Here is a 25,439-nt window from a genome sequence, read left to right as displayed (position 1 = left end):
GATGACGATCCTCGTGGTGACCGGCACGGGCACCGAGATCGGCAAGACGATCGTGACCGCGGCGGTGGCGGCGGCGTACCGGGGCCTCCGGGTCGCGGTGCTCAAGCCGGCCCAGACGGGGCTCGCCCCGGGCGAACCGGGGGATGCCGCCGAGGTGGCGCGCCTCGCGGGCGCGCATGTCACGGCGGTAGAACTGGCCCGTTTCCCGGATCCGTTGGCGCCCGGGACGGCGGCACGCCGAGCCGGCCTCGCACCCGTACGCCCGTACGAGATCGCCGAGGCCGCCCAGAAGCTGACGACGGAGCACGACCTCGTGCTGGTCGAGGGCGCGGGCGGGCTCCTCGTGCGCTACGACGAGGAGGGGGCCACGCTCGCGGACGCCGCACGGCTGATGGAGGCGCCCTTGCTGGTGGTGGCACCCGCGGGTCTCGGAACCCTCAACGCCACCGCGCTGACGACGGAGGCCCTGCGGACCCGGGGGCTCTCCTGTACCGGAGTCGTGGTGGGGAGCATGCCGGCCGATCCGGACCTGGCCTCGCGGTGCAACATCGACGACCTTCCGGTCGCGGCGGGCGCCCCGCTGCTGGGCGCGGTGCCGGCCGGGGCCGGAGCGCTGGAACCGGCCGACTTCCGGGCCCGGGCGAGGAGTTGGCTGGCACCCGAACTGGGCGGGGACCGTCCCGCCGGCTGAGCGGCCGTACGGGCCCGCGCCGCGGGGTCCCGGCGGGCCCGTACGGGGGGGAGAATCGAAGGAGAGGCGTGTTCACATGCCCTCCGAGGAGGCCCGATCATGCGACGGCGCAGCACACCCGTCCCCCGGGACGCGGTACACCACCCGGTTTTCGCCCGTTTCTACGCCCGGCTGAGCGTGACCGCCGATCTCAGGGGAGGGCTGGCGGGCCGTCGTGACGAACTCCTCGACGGGCTTTCCGGCCGTGTCATCGAGATCGGCGCGGGAAACGGCCTCAATTTCGCCCACTACCCGGGGGCTGTCTCCGAAGTGGTGGCGATCGAGCCCGAGCGCAGTCTGCGACGGCTGGCGACCGGGGCGGCGATGCGTGCGGAGGTGCCGGTCGACGTCGTGCCGGGGACGGCCGAGGCGCTGCCGGTCAAGAGCGAGGCGTTCGACGCGGCGGTGGCCTCGCTGGTCCTGTGCACCGTGAGGGACCTGCCGCAAGCGTTGTCGGAGATCAAGCGGGTGCTGCGGCCTGGCGGTGAGCTGCGCTTCTTCGAGCACACCCTGGCACCCGAGGGGACGCTCGCGACGGTGCAGCGGGCGGCGGACCGCACACTCTGGCCGCTGCTCTTCGGGGGCTGCCACACGGCACGGGACACGGTCACGGCGATCGAGGCGGCCGGCTTCGAACTGGGGATGTACCGACGGTTCCGTGTCCCCGAGAAGGGCGTGCGTCTGCCGAGCTCCCCGTGCGTGATCGGCGTGGCCCGCCGGTCCGTCGTGGTGGACCGCCCGGCCGGGAGGGGCTGAGGAGCCCGGTCACCCCCGGTCACAGGCTCCAGCGGCGCAGTTCGTCGGCGATGGCCCTGACATCGGCCTTGCCCTCCTTCACCAGCCGGGCCAGGTCGCGGACCTGCTCGGGTGAGGTGATGACCTTCAGGCCGGACGCGACGAGGTAGCCGTAGGCGACGGCGGAGGCGAACATCGCGTTGGAGTGTTCGAGCGCGGGCACATGGAGGAGCAACTGGAGCAGGGCGGCCGCCCTGGAGTGCGGATCGCTGTAGACGGGGCTGCCGAAGATCTCCGCCTCGTGCCGGCTGACGGCGGCGACGAGCGCGCCCCAGTCGACGACCTGTGGATCACCGGGCGTCTTGTGCTCGGCGACCATGAGCAGCCAGGAAAGGTCGATCTGCAGGTTCAACGGGTGCCTTCGCGCTCCGGGCCGAACTCCTCGGCGAACACCGACTCGTACTGCTTCATGAAGTCGGCCGCGGCCTCGACGAAGGTGTGTCCCACCTCGCCCGCATCCTGTTTGACGAGTTCCTCTATGTAGCGGTTCACGCTCATCCCCCGCTGGAGGGCACGCTGCCGCGCTGCCTCGGCGGTGGCCTCGTCCACTCGAACGTTCAGCTGAGTCTTGGGCACGCCATCACGCTAGCGCGTACGCGCTAGCACTCGCAAGGGGAACGGCGGCCATGCCTCGGAGACTGCGCGGGAAAGCGGTCGCCCCGCACCTGAGCCCTCTGGTTGGCTCCTGTCATGACTGATCTCGACATCCGCCACGCCGGTCACCCGGACATCGCCGCCGTCCTGCGGTTCTGGCGTGAGGCGGCGGAAGGCACCAGCATCACCGACGACGACGCCGGAGTGGCCCAGTTGATCGCACGGGACCCCGGGGCCCTGATCCTCGCGGAGCGCGACGGCCGGATCGCCGGAACCGTCATAGCCGGCTTCGACGGATGGCGGTGCTCCGTGTACCGGCTGGCCGTGCACCCCGACTGCCGGCGACAGGGCATCGCCACGGCGCTGACGGACGCCGCGGAGCAACGATTCCTCGCCCTGGGCGGGCGGCGGATCGACGCCATGGTGCTGGAGGCGAACGAGCAGGCGCATCACACATGGGGCTCGGCTGGCTACCATCGCGAGGACCACTGGCGGCGATGGGTCAAGCCTCTCTGAACCAGGCCACGACCGCCAGAGGCCTGCGAACAGCAGCAAACCGCACGCCGGACAGGGCTTTTTGCCGATCCTTTACTATGGATCCTCGACCGTCCGACCCTTTCGAAAGGTGTGAGCGTCCGCCCATGGGCGAGCCCCCCAGTAGTCGACACCGCCGACATCGCGCGATCCTTCCGCCCCTGCCCGATCATGGGACGGAGGTGAACCGATGACCGAAGTGCTCCTGCTCCTCGTGGCGCTGCTGCTTTCCCTCGTCTGCGGGGTTTTCGTGGCGGCCGAGTTCTCTCTGACCACCGTGGAGCGCGGCGAGCTCGAGGAATCCGTCGAGCGTGGGGACCGCGGCGCGGCGGGAGCGCTCAAAGCCGTACGTAGCCTCACCTACCAGCTCTCCGGCGCGCAGCTCGGCATCACCGTCACCAACCTGGTCGTGGGCATGCTCTCCGAGCCGTCCATCTCCAAGCTCATCCAGGGACCGGTGGAAGCGACCGGTCTGTCGCCCGGTGTGTCCTCCTCGCTGGCCCTCGTCATCGGTACCGCACTGTCCACCGTGGTCCTGATGGTGGTCGGTGAGCTCGTCCCGAAGAACTGGGCGATCTCCTCACCCCTGACCGTGGCCCGGGCCGTCGCCACACCGCAGCGCGCGTTCACCGCGGTCTTCCGGCCCTTCATCAGCCACCTCAACAACACCGCCAACCGCATCGTGCGGCGCTTCGGCCTGGAGCCGGCGGAGGAGCTGGCCACGGCCCGCAGCCCGCAGGAACTGGTGGCCCTGGCGCGCCACTCCGCGAAGGAGGGCGCGCTCGAGGCGGACACCGCCGAGCTCTTCGTACGCACCCTCAACCTGTCCGAACTGACCGCGGAGAACGTCATGACCCCCCGCGTCCAGGTCACCGCCCTCGAGGTGCAGGCGACCGCCGAGGACGTCGCGAACGCGACGCGGGCGACCGGTCTCTCCCGGTTCCCCGTCTACCGGGGCAGCCTGGACACGGTCGTGGGTGTCGCGCACATCAAGGACGTACTGGCCGTTCCCGCGGAGCAGCGGCCCCGCAAGCGGGTGTCGGACATGCTCCGCGAGCCGCTGCTCGTGCCGGAGACCCTCACCGTGGACCGTCTGCTGGACCGGCTCTCCGGAAAGCTGGCCATGGCGGTCGTCATCGACGAGTACGGCGGCACGGCGGGCGTCGTGACGCTGGAGGACATCGTGGAGGAAGTCGTCGGCGAGGTACGGGACGAACACGACCCGCACGAGACCCCCGACCTGGCGGCCGCGGGCGAGGACGCCGACGGGCGCACCCTGTGGTCCGCCGACGGCGCCGCCCGCACCGACCAGCTCCGCACCATCGGGCTGCGGGTGCCGGACGGCCCGTACGAGACGCTGGCCGGACTGATCGCCACGGAGGTCGGCCGCATTCCGGTGGTGGGCGACACCGTGGAGCTCACGGGCTGGCGGATCGACGTGGTGGACGCCTCGGGGCACCGTGCCGCGCGTGCCCTGCTGCACGCGCCGCTGCCCGGTGACGACGAGCCGGCGGAGGACGAACGATGACCGCCGTCCAGCTCTTCATCGGCCTTCTGACCCTGGTGGTCAACGCCTTCTTCGTCGGTGCGGAGTTCGCGCTGATCTCCGTGCGCCGCAGCCAGATCGAGCCCGCGGCCGAATCCGGGGACCGGCGGGCCCGCAGTGTCATCTGGGGTCTCGAGCACGTCTCGGCGCTCCTCGCTGCGGCGCAGCTGGGCATCACGCTCTGCACCCTGGTGCTGGGCATCGTCGCCGAACCCGCCATCGCCCATCTGCTGGAACCCGTCTTCGACGCGGTGGGCGTACCGCACGGGCTCGTGCACCCCATCTCGTTCGTCATCGCGCTGACCGTGGCGACGTACCTGCACATGCTGCTCGGTGAGATGGTGCCGAAGAACATCGCACTCGCCGAGCCGGCCCGCACCGCGCTGCTGCTCGGCCCTCCCCTGGTGACTCTCGCCCGGGCACTGAAGCCGGTGATCTTCGCGATCAACGCGTTCGCGAACACGCTGCTGAAACTGTTGCGGGTGGAGACCAAGGACGAGGTCTCAGCGACCTTCTCCGACGACGAACTGGCGCGCCTCGTCAAGGACGCCGAGGACTCGGGTCTCGTCGACGACCGCTCGGCGGACCGCCTGCGGCACGCGCTGGAGCTGGGACGGCGCCCGGTCCGGGACGTGCTGCTCCCGGTCGACCGGGTGCTGTACACCAGGGTCGGCACGACCCCCGAGGAACTGGAACGGCTCTCGCACGAGTCGGGCTTCTCGCGCTTCCCGGTGATGGACAGCGAGCAGCGCATCATCGGGTACCTGCACGTGAAGGACGCGCTGGACGCCACGCCACGCGACGTTCCCTTCCCGGTGACGGCGCTGAGGCCGATCGCCCGGGTGCGTGCGGCGACACCGCTGGACGATGTGCTGACCGCGCTGCGGCGCAGCCGGACACATCTGGCGGCCGTGCTCGACGAGGACGGCAGGCTGGCCGGCATGATCACGATGGAGGACGTGCTGCGCGAGCTGGTGGGCAGGCACCAGGCCCGCTGACATGTGACACAGCGAGGGGAGGAGGGGTGCGGCTTCGGTCGCGCCCCTCCTCCATGTCGTGTCCGCCCCGCAGCCCGGTACCGCCCCCGGCTGCGGGCCCCTCCCTCATTTCCTCCGCGGTCCCGGCCGTGTGCCGCTGTCGCGGTACGATCGGCATCGCCATGGAAATGAATGCCTCCTACACCAGTCTTGTCGCGGTCGGCGACTCGTTCACCGAGGGCATGTCGGATCTGCTGCCCGATGGTTCCTACCGCGGCTGGGCCGACGTCCTCGCCTCCCGCCTCGCGGCCCGCACGCCCGGATTCCGGTACGCCAACCTCGCCGTCCGGGGCAAGCTCATCGGCCAGATCGTCGACGAGCAGGTCGCGGTCGCCGCGTCACTGCAGCCGGATGTGATCACACTCGTCGGCGGGCTCAACGACACCCTGCGGCCGAAGTGCGACATGGGCATGGTCCGCGGCCGGCTCGAGGAGGCGGTGGAGCGCCTCGCGCCGTCGTGCAAGACCTTGGTGCTGATGCGCAGCCCCGGCCGGAACGGTCCGGTGATGGAACGCTTCCGCCCGCGCATGGAGGAGCTGTTCTCGCTGGTCGGTGATCTGGCCGACCGCCACGGCGCCGTGGTGGCCGATCTGTACGGCGCTCCGTCGCTGGGCGATCCACGCATGTGGGACGTCGACCGGCTCCACCTGACGGCCGAGGGGCACCGCAGGGTCGCGGAAGCGGTCTGGCAGGCGCTGGGGCTGCCGGCGGAGAGCGACTGGCGGACCCCGATGCCCGCGTCCGTACCCGCTCGGTGGGCGCAGCGGCGGATCGATGACGTCCGTTTCGCCCGGCAGCACCTGATGCCCTGGATCGGGAGGCGCCTGACCGGGCGCTCGTCCGGCGACGGCCGGGCCGGCGCGCAGTTCGACGCGGGACTCGGGCAGGCGTTCTGGATCACCCCCGAGGACGGGGCGGTCCCCGGCCCGGTGGCAGGCTGGCGTCGGCTCGACGGCTGACGGCTGACGGCTGACGGCTGACGGCTGACGGCTGACGGCCGGACGGGGCCACGGACCGGAGAGCGACACGGACCCACGGAAACCGTTGGTCCGCGTCACGGCCCTGGCCCTCGCTCGGGGCCGAAGGAACCCGGGCCGATCACCGGTGCCGAGCCCGCGGGCTTCCCCGGCGGGGCGCTCACACCAGTCCTGTCACCGTCACGGTGATGTGCGCCGGTGCGGTCTCTCCGGGGAACCTCCTCGTCAGACAGGCCGCGACCGCCTTCCGCGCTCCTCTGGCGACGTCGACGGCCCGTGCCTCACCCAGCACCACGATGTGCACATCGACGTCCCACGGACGCTCCCGTCCCCCGGCGTTCCGGCTCATCCTCAGCCCAGGAGCACGCGTCGCACCCGGCTGCCTCGTGCCGGACAGCGCGGAGCGCACCTGCTGCGCCACTCCCGGCTTGAGGAAGGCGACGCCCTCCACGGCCAGCACCGCTCGGGCCACTTCCTCGATGAGCGCCGTGGGCACCGTTCCGGTCACCGACCCTCCCCTCCCCCGGGTCCGTCAGCCGCGTCGAGCAGATCGGTGATCCGGATGTCGATCTCGTTCAGGGTCAGCCCCAGGGTGCTGTCTGCAGCGCTCAGGACGCGGTGGCGGACCTGTTCGGCCAGATCCTGCAACTGGGCCGAGGCGGGTGCGTGGATCTCGAGACGTACGTCGACGCACGGCGCTTCCCGTTCAGGGAGGCGCTCGACGCTGATCCTGCAGGATCCCGCGCGTACCCCCTCGACGGTCTCGGCTGCCGCGCGGACCGTCCTGGCTGCCGCTGATTCCACGATCCACAGGTCTTCCTCCGGCTCGCCCAGGGGCAGCGGGCGCCCGGGCCGCAGTTCCAGGCGAACGACGTCCATGATCCGCTGAGTCAGGGCACGGGCGTCGTAGAACTCGGCGGTGGCCGACCGTTCGCGCAACTGGCGCACCGAGGTCTCCAGGGCCGCGAGCTCACCGACCGCCTGCCGGCAGTGGGGGCAGTCGGTCAGATGCGGGTCGTCCTTCTCCTGTTCCCAGAGGTCCCAGACGTCGGAGAGCGAACGGCCGCAGGGCAGTTGTTCGTCGTCTCCGTCGCCGTCGTGCTGCGACCGGTCGGGAGGGTCGGTGCGGGCAGTCATCGCCAGGCCCCCAGTTGTTGTGTGAGAGATCGTCGGGCGCGGAAGACCCGGGCACGGACGGCCTCCTGGCTGATTCCGACGGCCTGCGCGATGAACTCGTAGGACTGGCCGTCCAGTTCTCGGAGCACCCAGCAGGCACGCTGTTCGGCCGACAAGGTGGTCAGCGCCGTCTGGAGCTCGTCGACCGCCGCGTGCGACTCCGCGATCCGTGCCGGTGAGACGGTGTGCTCCGGTGCTGCCAGATGGTCCGCGGCGTCCAGGTGGTCGACGGGTCTGCGGGATCGCAGCACGTTCAGACAGCGGTTGGTGACGATGCGGTAGACCCAGGTACGGAACGTCGACTGCATCTGGAACTGCGGCAGTTTGCGCCAGGCACTGATGAGGGCGTCCTGTACGGCGTCCTCCGCTTCCGGCTCGTTGCCCAGCATGCGCGTGGCCATGCGTACCAGTGTGGGGGCGTGGAGGCGTACGAGGACGGCGAAGGCTTCCTCGTCCCCCTCGGCCGCCCGCACGACCAGCAAGGCGTCGTCGGTGTCGCTTCGGTCCTCACCGACCGCTGACACGGCCTGTTCGGGGGCGGGCGGCACGGGTGACTCCTTTCGTTCGCTCTCTTCCGGTTGGACACACGACCGCGTCTCCCTGTTACGCAGCACGGGACGGGTGCGTACGGCATGCCCTGCTCGTGGCCGGAGTGACGACGGTGGAAAGGAATTCCTGAGCCCGGCGTCACGGAACGCGTCCGGGCGGTTCTACAGGTGTGAGATCAGTTCGCACACCGTACAAGGAGGATCTGCCATGACTACGCAGACGGCCCCGGTCACCAAGAGCGCTTCCGTCCCGCACAGCGCGAGGGGCGAACAGGGCACGACGGCTCTCACGGGTGGTGCCACCGGCGCGAACGAGCCTGCCGCCACCCGGGGCAGGACATCCATCGCGGACGTCGTGGTCGTGAAGATCGCCGGCAGTGCCGCCAGGGAGATCCCGGGTGTTCACGACATGGGCGGCGGGCTCTCGCGCACACTCGGTGCCGTTCGCGACCGGGTGCCGGGCGGCCGCCCCAACGTCGGCCGTGGCGTCAAGGTCGAGGTCGGCGAACGGCAGACCGCCATCGACGTCGACCTGGTCGTCGAATACGGAGTGGCGATCGCGGACCTGGCCCGTGACGTGCGGGAGAACGTGATCGCCGCCGTCGAACGCATCACAGGCCTGGAGGTCGTCGAGGTCAACGTGACGGTGAACGACGTGCATCTGCCGGACGAGGACGGCGACTCCACCTCGACCGATTCCAGGGTGGAGTGACCGGCAGCCGGAACCGGGGCCGGGCAGTCGTTCGAGAGGTGGAGAAGATGAGCAGGCCGGTGGTCGGGACGGGGGCGGGTATGGCCCTGGCGTTCGCCGCGTACTTCGGAGGTTTCGGCGCGTTCCTCCTCGTCGCCTCCCTGGGAGCAGTGGGCGCCTTCGTCGGTCACCGGCTCGACGGTGGGGGTGTGCCTGACGCGCTCAGGGACGCGTTCGAGCGGAACCGCCGATGATCACACCGTCGCAACGAGGCACCACCACGGTGTCGGAGAAGGCCGTCCGCAGGATCGCCCGGCGTGCCGTCACGGAGTCCCTGCCCGGCCGGGGCGTCGCGGCCACGAGCGTCTCGGCGACCGTCAGGGGGGACCGGGCGAGGGTGTCGTTGGATCTTGCCCTGCCCTACCCGGTGCCCGTGGCCGACTCCGTGAGGCTCGTCCAGGACCACGTCGCCGCACGCACCCGCCGGCTGAGCGGGCTCGATGTCCCACGGGCGGAGGTGAGCGTCCGTGCGCTTCACGCCGACGCCCCGCTCCTCCGGGCCGATCCGTCGGGTCCGTCCGGAGGAGGACCTGTCCGGCCGGGCGCACGCCGGTGGTGGTCTTCCCGGCGTCTGCCCACGGCCGCTGTCACAGGCGGGGCCACCCTGGCCGGCGGCGCTGTGGTTTTCGACGTCGCGCGGGTGCACCTGCTGGGCCGTCCACCCGCCCGGTGGCGCGGCGGTGCCGTGGACTGGCTTTCCACCCACGGGGCGGGTGAACTGCCCGTCGTCCTGGGGGGCGCCGGTGCCGTCCTGATGGGCCTGGTACTGATCGTCCTGGCGGTCACACCCGGGCAGCGCCACCTGCTGTCCCTTTCGCCGCCCGTGGACCAGCCGGTCTTCGCCCTCGACCGCTCGGCGGTCTCCGCACTGGTCCGGGAGGCGGTGTCGGACGTCGCAGGCATCGGCAGGGTGAGGGTCCGGGTGGGGCGTCGGCGCGTCGTGGTCCGGGCCCGACTGTCGTTCGGTGACCGTGCGGCCGCGCGCGGCGACGTACAGGCTGCGGCCCGCCTCGCCGTCGGTGGGTGCGCGCTGCGGCGCGCCCCGCGTCTCCGCATCACGCTCGATCCCGACCCGACCTGGCGGCAGCCACCGGCCGTGGGCCCCGCACCGGCACCGGCATCGGCACCCGCATTGGCACCGGCGCCTCGGCCGCAGTCGCAGTCGCAGTCGCAGTCGCAGTCGCAGTCGCAGTCGCAGTCGCAGTCGCAGTCGCAGTCGCAGTCGGCCGAGAAGGCGCCTGCCTCGCCCCCGACGCAAGGACGCACATGATGACACCCTCGCACCGGACCTCCGGCCGCATCGCGCTGGGTGCCCTCGGTCTGGTACTCGTATCGGCCGGTGCGCTGATCACGGGGACGGAGGCGTCCATCGCCGACCGGCTTCCCTCCTGGTGGCCCGACGGCCTGCCGGGAGCGGTACTGGTGAGCCCGGAACGGCTTTCGGACCTGCGTGGGTCTGCCTGGTGGACCACCTCGGTCATCGTCCTCGGCACGCTTCTGACGGCGTTCTTCGCACTGTGGTTCATCGGTCTGTACGGCGGTGGTGTGCGGTCGGGCCGCGTGCGCCTGCCTGCGCCCGGCGGGGATCTCCGTCTTCGGGCCCTCCGCGACGTGCTGACCCGGCGGACGAGCTCGGTGGACGGCGTGGCTCGGTGCGAAGTCCGCATCCGGGCGAAGGGCCACCACCTGCACATTCGTACACGCGTGTGGATCCACCCGCACATCGCCCCGGCCTCGGTCCTGCCCTCGCTGTCCACCGTGCTCACCGAGGCCAGGGAGTCCCTGCAGCCCCATGCCGTGAGCGGCGGAACACGGATCAGCACCACCACCCGCAGGCACTCAGGCGTTCGCCAGGAGCGATGACCACCCACGCGACCGGTAGGTCCGAACAGCACGCCGGAACCTTCTCGGCGGGGCGAAAGTTACACAAAGGGAGCGTGTTCTGTCCGGAGGTCGAGGAAAGCATGACTCACCCACGCTTCCAGTCATGCCGGTAGGGGTCGAACGATGGGACAACTCACCGTCGCCGATCTGATGACGCCGTCGGTCATCAGCATCCAGCGCGGCACCACTTTCAAGGAGATCGCCCGTCTGCTCAGTGAGTCGGCCGTCACCGCTGTGCCGGTCGTGGACGACGCGGGGCGTCCGGTCGGCGTCGTCTCCGAGGCCGATCTTCTGCGCAACCGCACCACCGGCGCCGCACGGGACGCCGGCGCGCTGATGAGCCATCCTGCCGTCACCGCCGAGCCCCGGTGGAACGTCGTGCACGCCGCTCGGGTGATGGAGGAGCACCGGGTCAAGCGGCTCCCCGTCGTCGACGGTCAGGGCCGTCTGGTCGGAGTCCTGAGCCGCAGCGATCTCCTTCAGGTCTTCCTTCGCCGGGATCGCGCGATCCAGGAGGAGATCCTCGAAGAAGTGGTGACCCGGACGCTTCGGCTCAGTCCGTCCTCGTTGAACGTGGAGGTGTCCGAGGGGCTCGTCACGTTGAGCGGCACCGTGCGCGGCCGTGACACCGTGCAGGTCCTCCTGCGTCTGTGCCGGAGCGTCGACGGTGTGGTGGATGTGGTCGACCATCTCTCGCGCGACGCTCACGTCGTCGACCACCTTTCGCACGGTGCTCGTGCTGTCGACCGTCTCTCGCGCGACGCGCACGTGGACATCCGGCCCGGCCTCACGCCGGTCACGGCCGGCGGGGAGAAGGGCGCCCCCGCTCACGCCGAACAGCGGGAACGGTCATGACCGGGGGGCCACGGCGGCGCCGTGGCCCCCCGGAACACGTACCCCTGGGGCATGTCACTCGTCGTCGGGCTCCCGGCCCGTGACGCCGGGTGTCCGACCTGCGGGCAGCAGGCCCGGGTCGAGTCCCTCGCGCAGGTGACGGACCGAAGCACCCTCGTGCCCTGCCTGTTCGGGGTGCCTGCGTCGCCAGTACGGGTTCTCGTGGGACAGGCGGCTGGTGACCCTGCCGTACATGCCGAACGTCGCGATGACCAGTCCCATGACAAAGCTGAACATCACGTTGGCCATGCCGAAGTCGAGGAAGTTGGCGGACCGGTCCAGCACGAAGATGTGGACGAATCCGCTCAGGACGAACAGTCCTCCGACCGTCATGTTGAGGGTGGAGGCGAAGTTGCCTCCGATGACGGCCCCGATGAGGAGGGCCAGTCCCACCACCGTGGAGATCACACTCAGCGTGGTGTTGGTGGTCATACCCGCGACCGTGTCCCCGGCCGTGTCGAACGGGGTGAGGGCATCGGCGAAGCCCAGTGCGGCGAAGGCGAGCAGGACGAGGCCGCAGACGGCGGCTCCGTAGCGGTAGACGGTCGCCAGGTGGTGATCGACGGGAAGTTCGTCTCGAAGCTTCATGGTCCTTCTTCTGCCGGAGCCGCGCGTACGGATGCCGGTACGGCCCCCTGTCACCCGTACGCCCCCTCGCCCGGCCGGGGAGAGGGAGGGGCTGCCGGACCACGCGTAAGACCGGCCGAGCCGTTTTGCGCCTTGTGCATCCATCTGCCTGCTCCGGCCGGAAGTAGGTGTGGGGCGGATCCGACCGCCCGACGCACACGGCAGGAGACGCCCATGCACCACGCCGCGACGGAAGCGACACCCATGGCCCCGGTCCCGTCACACAGCGGCGCCGCGACGGAAGCGACACCCATGGCCCCGGTCCCGTCACACAGCGGCGCCGCGACGGAAGCGACACCCATGGCCCCGGTCCCGTCACACAGCGGCGCCGCGACGGGGCGTCTCGCAGCGCGGTACCGGGCCGAGCGCGAGGAGAAGCGCTCGTGAACACCGACGGGCGTGGGCCGAAGACGGCTGAGCGGCTGAACTGCCTGGTCACCGGCGCGTCCGGGTACATCGGCGGGCGTCTCGTGCCGGAACTGCTGGAAGCGGGCCACACTGTGCGGTGTCTGGCCCGCTCGCCGGGCAAACTGCGTGACCACCCCTGGGCACAGGAGGTCGAGCCGGTCGCCGGGGATGTCACCGACGCCGCGTCCGTCGCTGCGAGCATGCGGGGAATCGACGTGGCCTACTACCTGGTGCACGCCCTCGGAACCGGTTCCGGTTTCGAGGACACCGATCGCCGAGCTGCACGGATCTTCGCCGAGCAGGCACACGCCGCCGGGGTGCGGCGCATCGTGTACCTGGGCGGGCTCACCCCGAGCGGGGTCCCGGAACGGGAACTGTCACCGCATCTGCGCTCCCGTGCGGAGGTGGGACGCATCTTCCTGGAGGCGCCCGTTCCGGCCACCGTGCTGCGGGCGGCGGTGGTCGTGGGCTCCGGATCGGCCTCCTTCGAGATGCTGCGCTACCTCACGGAACGACTGCCGGTCATGGTGACCCCGAGCTGGGTGAGCACCCGCACACAGCCCATCGGGGTCCGCGATGTGCTGCACTACCTGGTCGGCTCGGCCACCATGCCGGCGGATGTGGACCGCGCGTTCGACATCGGCGGACCTGACGTTCTCACGTACCAGGAGATGATGCGCCGGTACGCCGAGGTCGCCGGGCTCCGGCGACGCCTCATCGTGCCCGTGCCGGTCCTCACTCCGAGGCTGTCCAGCCACTGGGTCGGCCTCGTCACCCCGGTGCCCGCTTCGATCGCCCGGCCACTGACCGAGTCGCTGCGTCACGAGGTCGTGTGCGACGAACACGACATCGCCCGCTACGTCCCGGACGCACCGGGTCGGCCACTGCCGTTCGAGGAGGCCCTGGATCTCGCGCTGCGCCGAGTCCGTGAGGCCGAGGTCACCACACGCTGGTCGTCCGCCGCCGTGCCGGGGGCGCCCAGCGACCCTCTGCCCACCGATCCGGAGTGGGCCGGCGGCAGCCTCTACCAGGACGAGCGGCAACTCACGGTGGACACGTCCCGCGAGTCACTGTGGAAGGTGATCGAGGGCATAGGCGGGGACAACGGCTGGTACTCCTTCCCGCTCGCCTGGGCGGTCCGGGGCTGGCTGGACCGTCTGGTCGGCGGTGTGGGACTGCGCCGCGGACGCAGGGACGCCGAACGCCTGCGTGTGGGCGACTCACTGGACTTCTGGCGTGTCGAAGAGATCGAACCGGGCCACCTGCTGCGACTGCGCGCCGAAATGCGCCTGCCCGGCCTCGCCTGGCTGGAGATGTACGCCGAGACGTGCGACGGAAAGCTCACCCTCTACCGCCAGCGTGCCGTCTTCCATCCTCGCGGCCTGCTCGGTCACGTCTACTGGTGGTGCGTCTCCCCGTTCCACGCGGTGGTCTTCGGTGGGATGGCCCGGAACATCACGCAAGCCGCCGCCAAGGGGATGTGCGCGCACGCGAACAAGGCCCGCACCGGCCCGTCGGCGTCGCGCTCCCGTCCGTGACGACATGCGCAGCCACACCTGACGGTGACCGGCAGCACGCCTGGTCGACCACGCCGCTGCCCGGGCGGCTGCCTCACCGCGCGATGTCGTCCCGGCCGTCGGGCCAGGGTTCGGGCCGCCTGCCACGGCCGGCGACTCCGTAGGTGTCGAGCAGGGACTCGGCCATCGCCGCGATCGAATACCGGCTGGTCACCACATCCCGGCCGACGGCCGCGAGCCGATGGCGGTCCGGCGCGGGGAGAGTGATCATGCGGAGCAGCCCCTGGGAGAGTTTCTCCTCGGAGGAGGTGTCCAGGAGGACTCCGCTGACGCCGTCGTGGAGGTACTGGAGCACACCGCCCTGACGGGGGCCGGCCGTGGGCATGCCCGCCTCCATCGCCTCGAGCAACGCGAGCCCCAGGTCCTCCTTGACGCTGGGACACACGTACCACGGGGCGAGGACCCCGTGGCTCGGGTCGGTCAAGGCGTGCTGGAGGCGCCGCACCGTGCGGTTGGGCAGCGCGGGCAGAACGGCCGAGCGGGCGGCAGCCGTCGGATGGCCGGCCAGTGCCGCCCGAATGCGGCGCCGCATGTCCTGCTCGTACGCGTTCTCCGTGGTCGCCGCCCCACCCACGAGGACCAGGGTCGACCGCATGCACAGGCCGGATTCGACCCAGGCGCGTACGAGCATGTCCTGCTGCTTGTCGGGGTGCATGCGGCCCACGCACAGGAACAGGGGCAGCTTCCTGTCCTCCGGGCCCAGGGAGTCCTCGCTGTCCGCACGCGCGAACAGAGCGGAGACCAGTTCCCTTCGGAGGTTCTGCTCGTCCTTTCCGGGCCGGTAGGGAGTGATTCCCTCCGCAGGTGCGGCCGGTCCGGTCCCGCCGTTTATCTTGGCGAGCTGGGGAAAATGACGCACCAACTCGTCCGCGCCGCAGTGCCCCGCGACACCGATCACGGTGTCGGCACGCTCCACCAGCCGGTCCCCGACGAAGATGCGGTGCAGGTCACCGCGCAGTGGCCCCAGCTCTCCCGGCCCGTGGCCCGTGTCCTCCGTGGCAAGCCGGTCCGCCACCTGCCGGTGCGGATCGGAGGTGGCGCTGAACACCACGCGTGATCCGAGGCGCTCGGCGGCTTCGGCCAGAGCGAGGCTGCCGTCGTCCGTACAGCGCAGGTGCATCACCTGCGGCCGACGGGGCAGGGCGCCCAACAGCCGCTCCGCCCACCAGGCGAGCGCGGGCCGGTGAAGGTGCATCTGCGACGAGTCCGGAAAGCCGCGCGCGTCCACGGGCAGGCGCACGATCCAGTGACCGGGGGCCCGCTCGTACACGGTTCGTCCGTCGTCGGCCAGGGCGTCAAGGCCCGCCAGAACCACCGTGACCACCGACGCGATGTCGTCGAGGCCGGCCAGATGGTCTCCCAGGCCGCCGACGAGGACTCCGAGTCCGCCGCTCGTTCCCTCACCGGGCGCTTCCAGGTCGCCGAGCAGCATCGCCTGGGCCACGACCGCACCCTCACCTGCCGGTGACGTGATGTAGGGGCGCCCGGCGAGCAGCAGGTGCTCGTAGGCGTCCGCCGCTCTGTCGGGACCGGGCAGCAACGCGGCTCCTCCGGGCAGGGCGTGCAGGTGGCGCCACGCCGCGTGCCGCCCGGCACGGCTGCCGCAGTCAGCGGCGAGTCTCGCCGTCTCGACAGAGCTCAGGGGACGCAGTGCCGCCGCAGTCGCCAGATCCAGCAGCAACGCCGTGGACGGTTCGTCGAGGTCAGGACGGTTCAGCAATGACCTCAGCGCCGACTCCGCACGCCGTGTGCCGTATCGGCTGACCGATCCCGGCCACATCTCGGCCACCACGGCGCCCCCTCGGAGGCCGGCGTTCCGGTGGGCGAGCAGGAGCTCGGGGACGACCGGCACGGACAGCCGGCACGCCCGGCGCAGGGAGGCCGTCAGATGGTCGGACCGGCTGAGGCGGGCGGCACTGCCGGCGGGACCGGGATCAGTATCCGACTGGGTCTCGTCGAGGTGCGTTCCCGCGCCTGGTGGCGCGGCCGTGGACGAGTGTCCGTACTCCGCCTCCAGGAGGCATTCCGCGTACGACGGCTCGCTCAGCCCCCGTCCTGCGCGCGCCCCCCTCCAACCGTGGCCCGCGAAGAAGGCGGTCCGGGCGTCCACCAGCGGATTCCGTGCCCTGAGGACGGGCGGGGCGGCCAGATCGGAAGCGAAGGACACAGACATCTCCTGTCGAGCGGGTTCGACAGTGATTCGCCCGCCACCCCTCGTTCGGATGCACCTGGGCCGGTCGATGTTTCGGGCCTGTCGCGCTCGGTACTGCCGCACCCCACAGCCGCTGTCCGCTCGTCCCCTCGATCGACGGGACATCGAGGACGCGCATCGCCGTGCGCAGCTGAGGCAGAGACGTGGTGAGCAGGCCTTTGTGGCTTCGCAGGCGTCGTTCCCGGCTCGCCCGACGTGTGAAGCCGGGCTACCTGGCCACGAACGACTCCACAGCTCTGACGGCCTCGGCAAGCCCCGAGGGGTGCGGGAGCCCCCTCACGGTCTGCCCTGCCCAGCCGGGCCCGAGGGTGAGCACGACCGGTTTCCTGCGGGCACCCCGTACACCCCACTCGATCGCGGAGACGTGCTGGGCCAGCGGCACACTCGCAGTGGTGCGCGACTGCGCCCACAGTCCGACCGCCACCGGCCCCGTTCTCCGTACCGCGGCGACGAGCGACTCGACGGGCACCGCGGCCCCGAACATGCGGACGGGCAGGCCGCGTTCGGTCAGTGCGGCGGTGAGCACCTCCAGGGGCAGTGTGTGGTTCTCCCCCGGTGCACAGGCAAGGATCGTGGTTGCGCCGCGGGTGCCCGGGGCGATCTTCGGAGCGTGCCGTCGCAGTGCTCCGGAAACGTGCCAGGAGAGGAAGTGCTCGACCTCGACGTACCTCTCACCGGAGGTCTCCCACTTGCGGCCGACAGCCTGCAGCGTCGGCATGATGAGTTCCGTCCATGCCTCGACCAGACCGTGTTCCTCGATCGCCCCGCCCAGCGTCTCGTCCAGGGCTGCCGCATCGAGACGCAGGGCCGCGCGGGCCATTCCCTTGCACTCCTGGCGTACGTCGCCCAGCCGAAGTCCGCTGCCCGCACGACTCCGCCCGGGTGCCCGTGGCGAGAGGGGCTGAGGCTTGGACTGCGGCGACGGCGCAAGGGGACGGGAGTCGTCGAGCGCCAGCCTGGCGGCCTCCGCGGGAGGCAGTCCGGCCCCTGTCAGGGCGCACATCCTCCGCAGTCGCGCGAGATCCGGACCGGTCCAGCGGCGGTGTCGGCCGTCGGCACGCGTGCTGGGACCGAGCCCGTAGCGGCGGTCCCACGACCGGATAGTGGTGGGGGCGACACCGAGGCGCCTCGCCACCTCGCCGGTGGTCAGACCGCCGTCGCGCAGGGCATCGTCGCTCTTGTCGCTGCCCCTGCCGCCGTTCCTGTCCCTGTCCGCTCCCACTTGCGCATCATACGACGCACAAACGACGCATGTTGTGTGCCTCGATCGGGCTCCCCAAGATGGTGGGAGCCAGGCGGACTCCACAGCTGAGCACCCGCCGACCGGGGCCGGCTCGGCGTTGGCCCTGGGCGCCGGGAGGAACAGGCATGAGCACGTGCACGCGATCCGACGCTCCCTCACCGTCCGCTGCACCGCCCCCGCAGGAGGACCGGCCGCTCCCCGGCCGACGCCTGACGGAGGAGGAGGCGTTCGCGGCCGTGTACCGGGGGTGGCGTTCACTCATCCACGCGATGGCGACCCGTTCCCTGGGTGACACGCACGAGGCGGAGGACGTGACCCAGCAGGTCTTTCTCGGCGCATGGCGTGGACGAGCGGGCTTCCGCCCGGATCGAGGCCCTTTCGGAGCCTGGCTCGTCGGAATCGCACGCCGGAAGATCGCCGATGCTCTGGCAGCGAGGAGCAGGAGGCTGAACCTGATCGACTCGGTGGCACACGCCGTCGCCCCACCCGGGTTCCGGCAAGGACCGGACGACGTCCTGGACCGGATGCTCGTGGTCGACGCGCTGTCCCGCCTGCCTCGTCACCAACGCCAGGTGTTGTGTCTGGCCTTCTACGAGGACCTGACCCAGGCACAGATCGCCGAGTGGACCGGGATGCCGTTGGGCACGGTCAAGAGCCATGCGCGGCGAGGACTGCACCAGCTGCGCGAGGGAGCCGAGATGAACCCCGCCGACCAGGACCCGGCGTAGGCGCATGCGGCCGCCCTCCACTCGCGGCGCGGTGCCGACCTGACTCATTCGCCCGCTGTCGCGTACGCCCGTGCGTCCGCGCCGCAGCGGCATGATCAGGACATCCCTGGGGCTCCGGTGCGGTGACACACGCTGGATCGGCCCTTGGCGCCCGTCTCGCGGACCGGATGCGGCCCGGGCTGCGGATCACGTCTGACCTGGAGCTTCCTACATCAGGTGGACGGTTCGGAACTCGTATGGACGCCCGGTAAGCTCGGGACACGTGACTGCTGTGTCTGCGAAGCCTCGCATCCCCAATGTCCTGGCCGGCCGCTATGCCTCTACGGAGCTGGCCGTCCTCTGGTCCCCCGAGCAGAAGGTGAAGCTGGAACGTCAGCTGTGGCTGGCGGTGCTGCGCGCTCAGAAGGACCTCGGGATCGAGGTTCCCGACACGGCGCCGGCCGACTACGAGCGTGTGATCGACCAGGTCGACCTCGCCTCGATCGCCGAGCGTGAGAAGGTCACCCGGCACGACGTGAAGGCCCGGATCGAGGAATTCAACGCCCTCGCCGGCCATGAGCAGGTCCACAAGGGCATGACATCCCGGGACCTCACCGAGAATGTGGAGCAGCTGCAGATCCGGCTTTCGCTGGAACTGATGCGCGACCGCACGGTGGCTGTTCTCGCACGGCTGGGCAAGCTCTCGGCGGAATACGGCGAGCTGGTCATCGCGGGCCGCTCGCACAACGTCGCCGCGCAGGCGACGACGCTCGGCAAGCGCTTCGCCACCGCCGCGGACGAGCTCCTGGTGGCCTACGGCCGGCTGGAAGACCTGCTGGGCCGCTACCCGCTGCGCGGCATCAAGGGCCCCGTCGGCACTTCCCAGGACATGCTGGACCTGCTCGGTGGCGACGCCGGAAAGCTCGCCGATCTGGAGCAGCGCATCGCCGGTCACCTCGGTTTCGCGCACGCCTTCACCTCGGTCGGCCAGGTCTACCCCCGTTCCCTCGACTACGACGTGGTGACCGCGCTGGTGCAGCTGGCCGGAGCACCCTCCTCGGTCGCCAAGACCATCCGGCTGATGGCCGGGCACGAGCTGGTGACCGAGGGCTTCAAGCCGGGCCAGGTCGGCTCGTCGGCCATGCCGCACAAGATGAACACCCGCTCCTGCGAGCGCGTGAACGGCCTGATGGTGATTCTGCGCGGCTACGCCTCCATGACGGGCGAACTGGCCGGTGACCAGTGGAACGAGGGCGATGTGTCCTGCTCCGTGGTCCGCCGGGTGGCGCTGCCGGACGCGTTCTTCGCGTTCGACGGCCTGCTGGAGACCTTCCTCACCGTTCTCGACGAGTTCGGCGCCTTCCCCGCAGTCGTGGCCCGTGAGCTGGACCGTTACCTTCCCTTCCTGGCCACGACCAAGGTCCTGATGGGTGCGGTACGCGCGGGGGTCGGGCGCGAGCTCGCGCACGAGGCCATCAAGGAGAACGCAGTCGCCTCGGCGTTGGCCATGCGGGAGCAGGGCGCGGAGCGCAACGAACTGCTGGACAAGCTGGCCGCCGACGAGCGGATCCCCCTCGACCGAGGGGAGCTCGACGGCCTGATGGCGGACAAGCTCTCGTTCACCGGTGCGGCGGGCGACCAGATCGCCGCTCTGGTGTCCAGGATCGAGGAGATCATCAAGCAGCACCCCCAAGCCGCCGCTTACGCTCCCGGCTCCATCCTCTGACGGCCGGTTCCGTCACCGGATGACACCCGAAGAACTCCTGGCCGCCCGCGACCGCGTCGTACCCGACGTGGTCGCGGGCGGTTTGCGTGTGCTGTTCTGCGGAATCAATCCGAGCCTCATGACTGCCGCTACGGGGCACCATTTCGCCCATCCGGGCAATCGCTTCTGGCCTGTTCTGCATCTGTCGGGTTTCACGCCCAGGCAGCTGAAGCCATCGCAACAGGACGAACTCCCGGGGTACGGCCTGGGCATCACCAACGTGGTCGCCAGAGCCACCGCACGGGCGGACGAGCTGGCCCCGGATGAGTTCCGTGAGGGCGGGAGGCTGCTCTCGGCGAAGGTGGAGACATTGGGCCCGTCATGGCTGGCGATCGTCGGTGTCACCGCCTATCGCACCGCCTTCGGTGATCGCCGCGCACGGATCGGCCCGCAGGAACGGACCATCGGCGGCGCCCGTGTGTGGGCACTGCCCAATCCCAGTGGCCTCAACGCACACTGGAACGTGCGCAGCATGGCGGACGAGTACGCACGCCTCTTGGCGGCAGTCGGCGGGGACGGCTCCCGAAGGACCACTCGATAGCGCAGGAGCCTCGCCGCCACGGCACGGCCGTCGTACGGACGGTTTTCGAGCACACCGCCCTGCGGGCATCGCCACAACAGCTCAGGGGCGCCGGTGGGTCCGCCCGCAGTGATCAGGATGGGTGCACACGGTGACCGCGGAAGGTCCCGGCCCGGTCACCAGGACAAGTCCACCCTGGTGACCGCGGAGAGTCCCGGTCCGGTACCAGGGCAGGCCCACAACGGTCACCGCGGAAAGTCCCGCCCCGGTCGTCAGGGTGGGTCCACCACTGCGACCGCGGAAAGTTCGCCACAGTCGTCAGGGTGGGTCCACCACTGCGACAAGAGTCTCGCCACAGTCGTCAAGGTGGGTCCACAACTGTTACCAGAACGCCCAGCTCGCAGCCCGGCCCGTCATCCTCGAGGTAGAGCACCACGGCCGTCCAGCGGTCCCCCGTCCGCCACAGCAGGAGATGCTCACAGCTAGCCACGGCGTCGGCCCAGGGCTCGGCCATCACCTCCCCCGCCAGCATCCGCTCCTGTGCGCTCCAAAGGCTGACCATCTGGGGCTCACCCCATCGCAAGGTCAGAAGCGCAAGCAGAACATCGTGTTCCGCCATGCGACGTGCGCGTAGTTCGAGGCGGTCTCCCTCATCACCCTCACTCCGTTCGTCCTCGCCGAGGAGGAACGTCGTGTGGTAGCCCGGTCCGCTGATTCCCGAGCCCGACGAAACACGTTCCAGGGGGAATTCCTTGGTGCGCATCCCGTCGATGAGGCGGAGGTAATGTGCGGTGGTCATACCGTCAGTAAACCGCTCCGCACTGACACATGGCGCCCCGCGAGTTGGTACGGGCTCCCACGAAGCCGTGCGGCCCCGAGCCTGCCGGCGGTCGACGGTACGTCTGAAGCCAGTCTCCTGACGTCGCGGTATGCAGGGCCGCCCTCTCGACACACGGCACCCAACCACGCCCGCCGCCCACCTGCTGGCTCCTGGCTCCTAGCACCCCGCCTCCTGACTCCTGCCGTCCACCGCCCAGCTCCTGACTCCTGGCTCCTACCGCACGCCGCCCAACTCCTGACTTCTACCGTCCGCCGTCCAACTCCTGACTTCTACCGTCCGCCGTCCGCCGAACCGCTCCTGCCGACCGCGCCCACGGCCCACGCCCTGCACGAGGCCGCACCGTCGCCATGTCTCAGGCATCCCTCGTGCGCAGGCTCCACCAGCCGGCCCCGAGAGCGAGGGCCGCCCATGCGGCCGTCACCGTCAGCCCTGTCCAGGGACCGAGGTCTCCGTCCGGGTTCTGATGGAGCACCAACTGCCCAGCCTGGTCGGGCAAATACTGCGCCGCGCCACCGGCTACATCCCCCACCACGAACGAGACGATCAGCAGGAAGGGTATGAGCACGCTCAGTGCGGCGACGGCACTCCGCAGAAGGGTCGTCAGTCCTGCGGCGAACAGGGCGATCAGTGTGAGGTAGACACCACCGCCGAACGCGGCGCGAAGCGCACCGGTGTCCCCCAGGCCTATGGCGTACTCACCCATGAACATCTGCCCTGCCAGAAGTGTGGCGAAGCTGGTGATCAACCCGACCGCAAGAGCAAGTCCCCCGACCACCGACACTTTGGCGGCGTAGAGAAGGCCTCGTCTCGGGACGGCTGTGAGCGAGATCCTGAGTGCGCCGTTCGTAAACTCAGAAGATATGGCGGTCGCCCCGAAACTGATGGCCGCGATCTGACCGAAGTTCAATGCATAGAAGGCCGAGAACAAGGGTTCGTGGTCCGCGCTCCCCGCTTCTGCCTGACCCACGGTGGCTGACGTAAGCACGGTGACGGCGAGCGTGACGGCGAAGACCGCCATCAGCGAGAACGAGACGGACCGCACGGATCTGATCTTGATCCACTCGGAGCGCAGTACCGCAGTCGTCGACATGTCCACGATGTCAGGCCTCCCGGTGTGCAGCGGATGCGAACGAGGTCGCGGTGAACTGTGATGCGCCTGACGTCAGATCGAGATATGCCTCCTCCAGCGTGGCGTGCAGCTCGGTGAGTTCCAGCAGAGGGATCCCTTCACCTGCTGCTGCGGTGCCCACTTCCTCGGCCGTGACATCCTCGACCGTCCAGCGCCCGTCGTCGCCCAGCACCGGCTGAAGCCCTCTGCGGACGAGAACGTCGTGGAGCCGACCAGGTTCGCCGGTGCGGAGCCGGACGCCGGACCGGCGGTGGGAGTCGAGAAACTCCCGCATCGGCAGATCCGCGAGAAGCCGTCCTCCGCCGAGGACGATCAGGTGGTCGGCAAAGGAGGAAGTCTCGTTCATCAAGTGGCTGGAGACGAGGACGGTCCGCCCCTCGCGGGCCATGCCGCGCATCAGCTCGCGGATCCAGATGATGCCCTCGGGGTCCAGCCCGTTCGACGGTTCGTCCAGCATCACCACCTCCGGCTCACCGAGCAGTGCCGCCGCGATACCGAGGCGTTGACGCATTCCGAGGGAGAAGGTCTTGATCCTTCGCCTCCCGACGGATGCGAGGCCGGATTCGTCGAGGACCGTCTCGACCCTGCTGCCGGCTATGCCGTTACTTGCGGCGAGAGCGAGCAAGTGACTGCGTGCGGTGCGGGACCCGTGAGCCGACTGGGCATCCAGCATGGCGCCCACCCTGCGCAGCGGGTTCGCCAGCGAGACGTAGGACTGGCCTCCCACGGTGGCGGTCCCGGAGGTGGGCCGGTCCAACCCGAGAACGAGCCGCATGGTGGTGGACTTGCCGGCGCCGTTGGGGCCGAGAAATCCCGTCACGCGGCCGGGCCTCACGCTGAACGTCAGGTGGTCAACAGCGCGTGTGGTTCCGTAGTCCTTGGTCAGTTCGTGCACGTCGATGCTGGTCATGGGCACAGCCTGGCTCGCTGCAGCGGCCTGCGGCCTCCCCCGCCCGGGTGGTTCGTCTCCCTCGCTCGGGGGAGCCGTCCCCGTCCCCGCGCTGACACGATGAATCCATGCGCAACCTCCTCGGGCCGCTGGCCGCACCCGTCACATACAGCCGCTGGCTTCATCTGCTCATTCCGTCAGCGGTCGTCAGCCTGTGGATGTTCATCTCCATCGACACTCCGTGGATGCCCTGCCTCTTGGCCGTGCCGGTCGGACTGCTGCCCTCGATCCGCCTCGCGGAAGGCGTGCAGGCCCAGTTACTCCTCACTCCCGGGGAGCGCGGCAGAACGGACGCCTCGATCTCCGCCGCACCTGCCGTCACGTGGGGGGACCGCTGGCGCACCGTGGCGTGGCTCGAGGTCAGGCTCCTGCTCACAGCCGCGGCGGGCTTCGCCACGGTCTGGCTGCCGGCGACGACGTTCGACCTGCTCAGTGTCTCGCTCGGTGCGGAACCGGGCATGAACTGGCTGACCGGAGCCGTCGAAGCACGGTGGCTGTGCGCGCTGTTCTCGCCCTTGCCGATCCTGATACTTCTCGGGCTGGTCGTCCTCTGCGGCGAGGTGGCCACGGCAGCGGCCCGCGGGCTGCTGGGTCCGTCGCCGACCGAGCGGATGACAGCGCTGGAGGAGCGCACCGAGCAGCTTCTGGAGCGGAACCGGATAGCGCGCGAGCTCCACGACTCGATCGGACATGCGCTGACCGTCGCTGTCGTGCAGGCAGGTGCCGCCAGAACTGCGGGCAACCCGGAGTTCACCGCGCGGGCACTCGCCGCCATCGAGGAGACGGGACGCAACGCGCTCGACGATCTGGAACGGGTCCTGAGAGTGCTCCGGGAGTCGGACCTGCCCGCCGGAGTGCATCCGACTCTGATCGAGGCCGACCGGTTGCTGGAATCGGCACGCGTCTCCGGCGCCGAGGTCCATGTGGAGATGACCGGGCCACTCGACCTGGTCCCCGGGCCTGTGTCCCGTGAGGGCTATCGAATTCTTCAGGAGTCGCTCACCAACGTGCTGCGTCACGCCGGCGCCGGTCCCGTACGGGTGAGGATCGTCGTGGTGAAGGAACGACTGGAGCTGGAGGTGACCAACCCCCTCGCGGGATCGAGGCGCGGCCCTGGCGGCGGCAGCGGCCTGAGAGGAGTACGGGAGCGGGCAGCTCTGCTGGGGGGCAAGGCCACGACGGGCCCGCACGCAGGGGATTGGAGGGTGTACGCAAGCCTCCCGTTGGACCGCATACGCTGACCCGATGCCGGTTACCGTTCTTCTGGTCGACGACGAACCACTGGTGCGTGCGGGGCTCCGCGCGGTCCTGGATGCGCAGGACGACATCGAAGTCGTGGGTGAGGCCGCCGACGGTGCGGCGGTGATCCCGCTCGTCCGCAGGCTCCGGCCCGATGTCGTAGCCATGGATGTGCGTATGCCGCTGATGGACGGCATCGAGGCGACACGGGTGGTGCTGCGCACCGTGGCCGATCCGCCGAAGATCCTGGTGGTCACCACATTCGAGAACGACGAGTACGTGTACGAGGCACTGCGCGCGGGGGCGGACGGGTTTCTGCTGAAGCGTGCCCGGCCGGCCGAGATCGTGCATGCCGTTCGGCTCGTGGCAGAGGGCGAGACACTGCTTTTCCCTGCCGCGGTCCGGCAACTGGCCGCGGAGTACGGCACGAGCAAAGCTCGGACCACGATGGACCGGGCAGCACTCACCACCCGAGAAGCAGCGGTACTCCGCCTGATGGCGCGGGGCCTGTCCAACGCGGAGATCGCCGCCGAGCTCGTCGTCGGCGTCGAGACGGTCAAGACACATGTCAGTTCGGTCCTTGCGAAACTGGGCGCCCGGGACCGCACACAGGCAGTTATCGCCGCGTACGAGTCCGGCTTCGTCGCTCCCGGCTGACCGTTGTCACGCGGGTCCGGCCCGGCCCGGCAAGGGTTCCGAATGCCTCCTTCCGGGCGCTGCTCGCCGCAGCAGGGGCCAGCGAGTACGATCCGGCAG

General features: G+C 70.1%; 28 protein-coding genes. 17 read left to right on the top strand and 11 right to left on the bottom strand.

From position 1 onward, the window contains the following. Window position 1: 1 nt before the first annotated feature. Together bioD and P8A20_RS32475 are read left to right on the top strand one after the other, a co-directional pair. Window positions 2–691, top strand: a complete 690-nt coding sequence (gene bioD / locus P8A20_RS32480; RefSeq protein ID WP_147962556.1) for a dethiobiotin synthase — start codon at window positions 2–4, stop codon at window positions 689–691. Between the two features lie 99 nt (window positions 692–790). Then, the gene (locus P8A20_RS32475; protein ID WP_306104781.1) at window positions 791–1,486 is read left to right on the top strand and encodes a class I SAM-dependent methyltransferase; all 696 of its coding nucleotides are present in this window, start codon (window positions 791–793) and stop codon (window positions 1,484–1,486) included. Between the two features lie 19 nt (window positions 1,487–1,505). On the opposite strand, the gene P8A20_RS32470 is transcribed toward P8A20_RS32475, so the two are convergent. Then, entirely contained in the window at window positions 1,506–1,877 is a 372-nt protein-coding gene (locus P8A20_RS32470) for a hypothetical protein (protein WP_014157596.1), read from the bottom strand. After that, the gene (locus tag P8A20_RS32465) at window positions 1,874–2,101 is read right to left on the bottom strand and encodes a hypothetical protein (protein ID WP_014157595.1); all 228 of its coding nucleotides are present in this window, start codon (window positions 2,099–2,101) and stop codon (window positions 1,874–1,876) included. The genes P8A20_RS32470 and P8A20_RS32465 overlap by 4 nt, the downstream gene beginning before the upstream one ends. Window positions 2,102–2,215: 114 nt before the next feature. Between P8A20_RS32465 and P8A20_RS32460 the strand changes: the two genes are divergently transcribed. The 4 genes from P8A20_RS32460 to P8A20_RS32445 all read left to right on the top strand — a co-directional run bounded on the left by P8A20_RS32460 (window position 2,216) and on the right by P8A20_RS32445 (window position 6,195). Beyond that, window positions 2,216–2,635, top strand: coding sequence for a GNAT family N-acetyltransferase (locus P8A20_RS32460; RefSeq protein WP_147962554.1), 420 nt, complete (start codon window positions 2,216–2,218; stop codon window positions 2,633–2,635). A 208-nt stretch (window positions 2,636–2,843) separates the two neighbouring features. Further along, window positions 2,844–4,181: a hemolysin family protein gene (locus P8A20_RS32455; protein WP_147962553.1), complete on the top strand. Its 1,338-nt coding sequence runs from the start codon at window positions 2,844–2,846 to the stop codon at window positions 4,179–4,181. Then, window positions 4,178–5,197 carry a hemolysin family protein gene (locus P8A20_RS32450; protein WP_147962552.1) on the top strand — a complete coding sequence of 340 codons (1,020 nt, stop codon included), beginning with the start codon at window positions 4,178–4,180 and terminating at the stop codon, window positions 5,195–5,197. The genes P8A20_RS32455 and P8A20_RS32450 overlap by 4 nt, the downstream gene beginning before the upstream one ends. A 161-nt stretch (window positions 5,198–5,358) precedes the next feature. Then, entirely contained in the window at window positions 5,359–6,195 is an 837-nt protein-coding gene (locus P8A20_RS32445) for an SGNH/GDSL hydrolase family protein (RefSeq protein ID WP_147962551.1), read from the top strand. A 178-nt stretch (window positions 6,196–6,373) separates the two neighbouring features. Here P8A20_RS32445 and P8A20_RS32440 read toward each other — a convergent pair whose 3' ends face one another. The 3 genes from P8A20_RS32440 to P8A20_RS32430 are packed head-to-tail and all read right to left on the bottom strand — an operon-like array spanning window position 6,374 to window position 7,937. After that, window positions 6,374–6,721: a hypothetical protein gene (locus tag P8A20_RS32440; RefSeq protein WP_261988918.1), complete on the bottom strand. Its 348-nt coding sequence runs from the start codon at window positions 6,719–6,721 to the stop codon at window positions 6,374–6,376. Beyond that, window positions 6,718–7,350: an Asp23/Gls24 family envelope stress response protein gene (locus P8A20_RS32435; RefSeq protein ID WP_306104780.1), complete on the bottom strand. Its 633-nt coding sequence runs from the start codon at window positions 7,348–7,350 to the stop codon at window positions 6,718–6,720. The genes P8A20_RS32440 and P8A20_RS32435 overlap by 4 nt, the downstream gene beginning before the upstream one ends. After that, the gene (locus P8A20_RS32430) at window positions 7,347–7,937 is read right to left on the bottom strand and encodes an RNA polymerase sigma factor (RefSeq protein ID WP_147962549.1); all 591 of its coding nucleotides are present in this window, start codon (window positions 7,935–7,937) and stop codon (window positions 7,347–7,349) included. The genes P8A20_RS32435 and P8A20_RS32430 overlap by 4 nt, the downstream gene beginning before the upstream one ends. 208 nt (window positions 7,938–8,145) lie before the next feature. On the opposite strand from P8A20_RS32430, the gene P8A20_RS32425 reads away from it, so the two are divergent. From P8A20_RS32425 to P8A20_RS32405, 5 genes are all read left to right on the top strand, one after another. Then, window positions 8,146–8,649, top strand: coding sequence for an Asp23/Gls24 family envelope stress response protein (locus P8A20_RS32425; protein WP_306104779.1), 504 nt, complete (start codon window positions 8,146–8,148; stop codon window positions 8,647–8,649). A 47-nt stretch (window positions 8,650–8,696) separates the two neighbouring features. Continuing rightward, window positions 8,697–8,882 carry a DUF2273 domain-containing protein gene (locus tag P8A20_RS32420; RefSeq protein ID WP_147962547.1) on the top strand — a complete coding sequence of 62 codons (186 nt, stop codon included), beginning with the start codon at window positions 8,697–8,699 and terminating at the stop codon, window positions 8,880–8,882. Next, window positions 8,879–9,958 carry a DUF6286 domain-containing Asp23/Gls24 family envelope stress response protein gene (locus tag P8A20_RS32415; RefSeq protein ID WP_306104778.1) on the top strand — a complete coding sequence of 360 codons (1,080 nt, stop codon included), beginning with the start codon at window positions 8,879–8,881 and terminating at the stop codon, window positions 9,956–9,958. The genes P8A20_RS32420 and P8A20_RS32415 overlap by 4 nt, the downstream gene beginning before the upstream one ends. Continuing rightward, window positions 9,955–10,551: an Asp23/Gls24 family envelope stress response protein gene (locus tag P8A20_RS32410; protein WP_306104777.1), complete on the top strand. Its 597-nt coding sequence runs from the start codon at window positions 9,955–9,957 to the stop codon at window positions 10,549–10,551. Before P8A20_RS32415 ends, P8A20_RS32410 begins: the two co-directional genes overlap by 4 nt. 144 nt (window positions 10,552–10,695) lie before the next feature. Next, window positions 10,696–11,427, top strand: coding sequence for a CBS domain-containing protein (locus P8A20_RS32405; protein ID WP_147962544.1), 732 nt, complete (start codon window positions 10,696–10,698; stop codon window positions 11,425–11,427). Window positions 11,428–11,481: 54 nt separating this feature from the next. Here the strand turns inward: P8A20_RS32405 and P8A20_RS32400 are convergent, their stop codons facing one another. Further along, window positions 11,482–12,054, bottom strand: coding sequence for a DUF4383 domain-containing protein (locus P8A20_RS32400; protein WP_147962543.1), 573 nt, complete (start codon window positions 12,052–12,054; stop codon window positions 11,482–11,484). A gap of 422 nt (window positions 12,055–12,476) precedes the next feature. On the opposite strand from P8A20_RS32400, the gene P8A20_RS32395 reads away from it, so the two are divergent. Continuing rightward, complete coding sequence (locus tag P8A20_RS32395) at window positions 12,477–14,039, top strand: SDR family oxidoreductase (protein WP_306104776.1); 1,563 nt, start codon at window positions 12,477–12,479, stop codon at window positions 14,037–14,039. A gap of 73 nt (window positions 14,040–14,112) precedes the next feature. Here the strand turns inward: P8A20_RS32395 and P8A20_RS32390 are convergent, their stop codons facing one another. Both P8A20_RS32390 and P8A20_RS32385 read right to left on the bottom strand, forming a co-directional pair. Then, window positions 14,113–16,251: a glycosyltransferase family 4 protein gene (locus P8A20_RS32390; RefSeq protein WP_306104775.1), complete on the bottom strand. Its 2,139-nt coding sequence runs from the start codon at window positions 16,249–16,251 to the stop codon at window positions 14,113–14,115. A 247-nt stretch (window positions 16,252–16,498) separates the two neighbouring features. Continuing rightward, window positions 16,499–17,512 carry a MerR family transcriptional regulator gene (locus P8A20_RS32385; protein WP_306104774.1) on the bottom strand — a complete coding sequence of 338 codons (1,014 nt, stop codon included), beginning with the start codon at window positions 17,510–17,512 and terminating at the stop codon, window positions 16,499–16,501. Window positions 17,513–17,658: 146 nt separating this feature from the next. On the opposite strand from P8A20_RS32385, the gene P8A20_RS32380 reads away from it, so the two are divergent. The 3 genes from P8A20_RS32380 to mug all read left to right on the top strand — a co-directional run bounded on the left by P8A20_RS32380 (window position 17,659) and on the right by mug (window position 20,546). Further along, window positions 17,659–18,261 (top strand): RNA polymerase sigma factor, encoded by a 603-nt coding sequence (locus tag P8A20_RS32380; protein ID WP_147962540.1) that lies wholly within the window; start codon window positions 17,659–17,661, stop codon window positions 18,259–18,261. 262 nt (window positions 18,262–18,523) lie between these two features. Then, window positions 18,524–19,966: an adenylosuccinate lyase gene (gene purB / locus P8A20_RS32375; RefSeq protein WP_147962539.1), complete on the top strand. Its 1,443-nt coding sequence runs from the start codon at window positions 18,524–18,526 to the stop codon at window positions 19,964–19,966. 19 nt (window positions 19,967–19,985) lie between these two features. Then, on the top strand, window positions 19,986–20,546 hold the full coding sequence (mug, locus tag P8A20_RS32370; RefSeq protein WP_306104773.1) for a G/U mismatch-specific DNA glycosylase: 561 nt from the start codon (window positions 19,986–19,988) through the stop codon (window positions 20,544–20,546). Between the two features lie 340 nt (window positions 20,547–20,886). Here mug and P8A20_RS32365 read toward each other — a convergent pair whose 3' ends face one another. The 3 genes from P8A20_RS32365 to P8A20_RS32355 form a co-directional block, all read right to left on the bottom strand. Then, complete coding sequence (locus P8A20_RS32365) at window positions 20,887–21,324, bottom strand: hypothetical protein (protein ID WP_147962537.1); 438 nt, start codon at window positions 21,322–21,324, stop codon at window positions 20,887–20,889. Window positions 21,325–21,718: 394 nt separating this feature from the next. After that, window positions 21,719–22,456, bottom strand: coding sequence for an ABC transporter permease (locus tag P8A20_RS32360; protein WP_187282363.1), 738 nt, complete (start codon window positions 22,454–22,456; stop codon window positions 21,719–21,721). Window positions 22,457–22,466: 10 nt separating this feature from the next. After that, window positions 22,467–23,405, bottom strand: a complete 939-nt coding sequence (locus P8A20_RS32355) for an ATP-binding cassette domain-containing protein (RefSeq protein ID WP_306104772.1) — start codon at window positions 23,403–23,405, stop codon at window positions 22,467–22,469. A 107-nt stretch (window positions 23,406–23,512) separates the two neighbouring features. Between P8A20_RS32355 and P8A20_RS32350 the strand changes: the two genes are divergently transcribed. Both P8A20_RS32350 and P8A20_RS32345 read left to right on the top strand, forming a co-directional pair. Further along, window positions 23,513–24,685 (top strand): sensor histidine kinase, encoded by a 1,173-nt coding sequence (locus P8A20_RS32350; RefSeq protein ID WP_306104771.1) that lies wholly within the window; start codon window positions 23,513–23,515, stop codon window positions 24,683–24,685. A gap of 4 nt (window positions 24,686–24,689) precedes the next feature. Further along, window positions 24,690–25,340: a response regulator gene (locus P8A20_RS32345; RefSeq protein WP_147962533.1), complete on the top strand. Its 651-nt coding sequence runs from the start codon at window positions 24,690–24,692 to the stop codon at window positions 25,338–25,340. The last annotated feature ends 99 nt before the right edge of the window (window positions 25,341–25,439 follow it).

Origin of the sequence: Streptomyces sp. Alt3 (assembly GCF_030719215.1) — a bacterium.
Lineage (GTDB): Bacteria > Actinomycetota > Actinomycetes > Streptomycetales > Streptomycetaceae > Streptomyces > Streptomyces glycanivorans.
The sequence above is the reverse complement of the archived record's forward strand: the minus strand, read 5'-3'. Positions and strand labels throughout refer to the sequence as shown.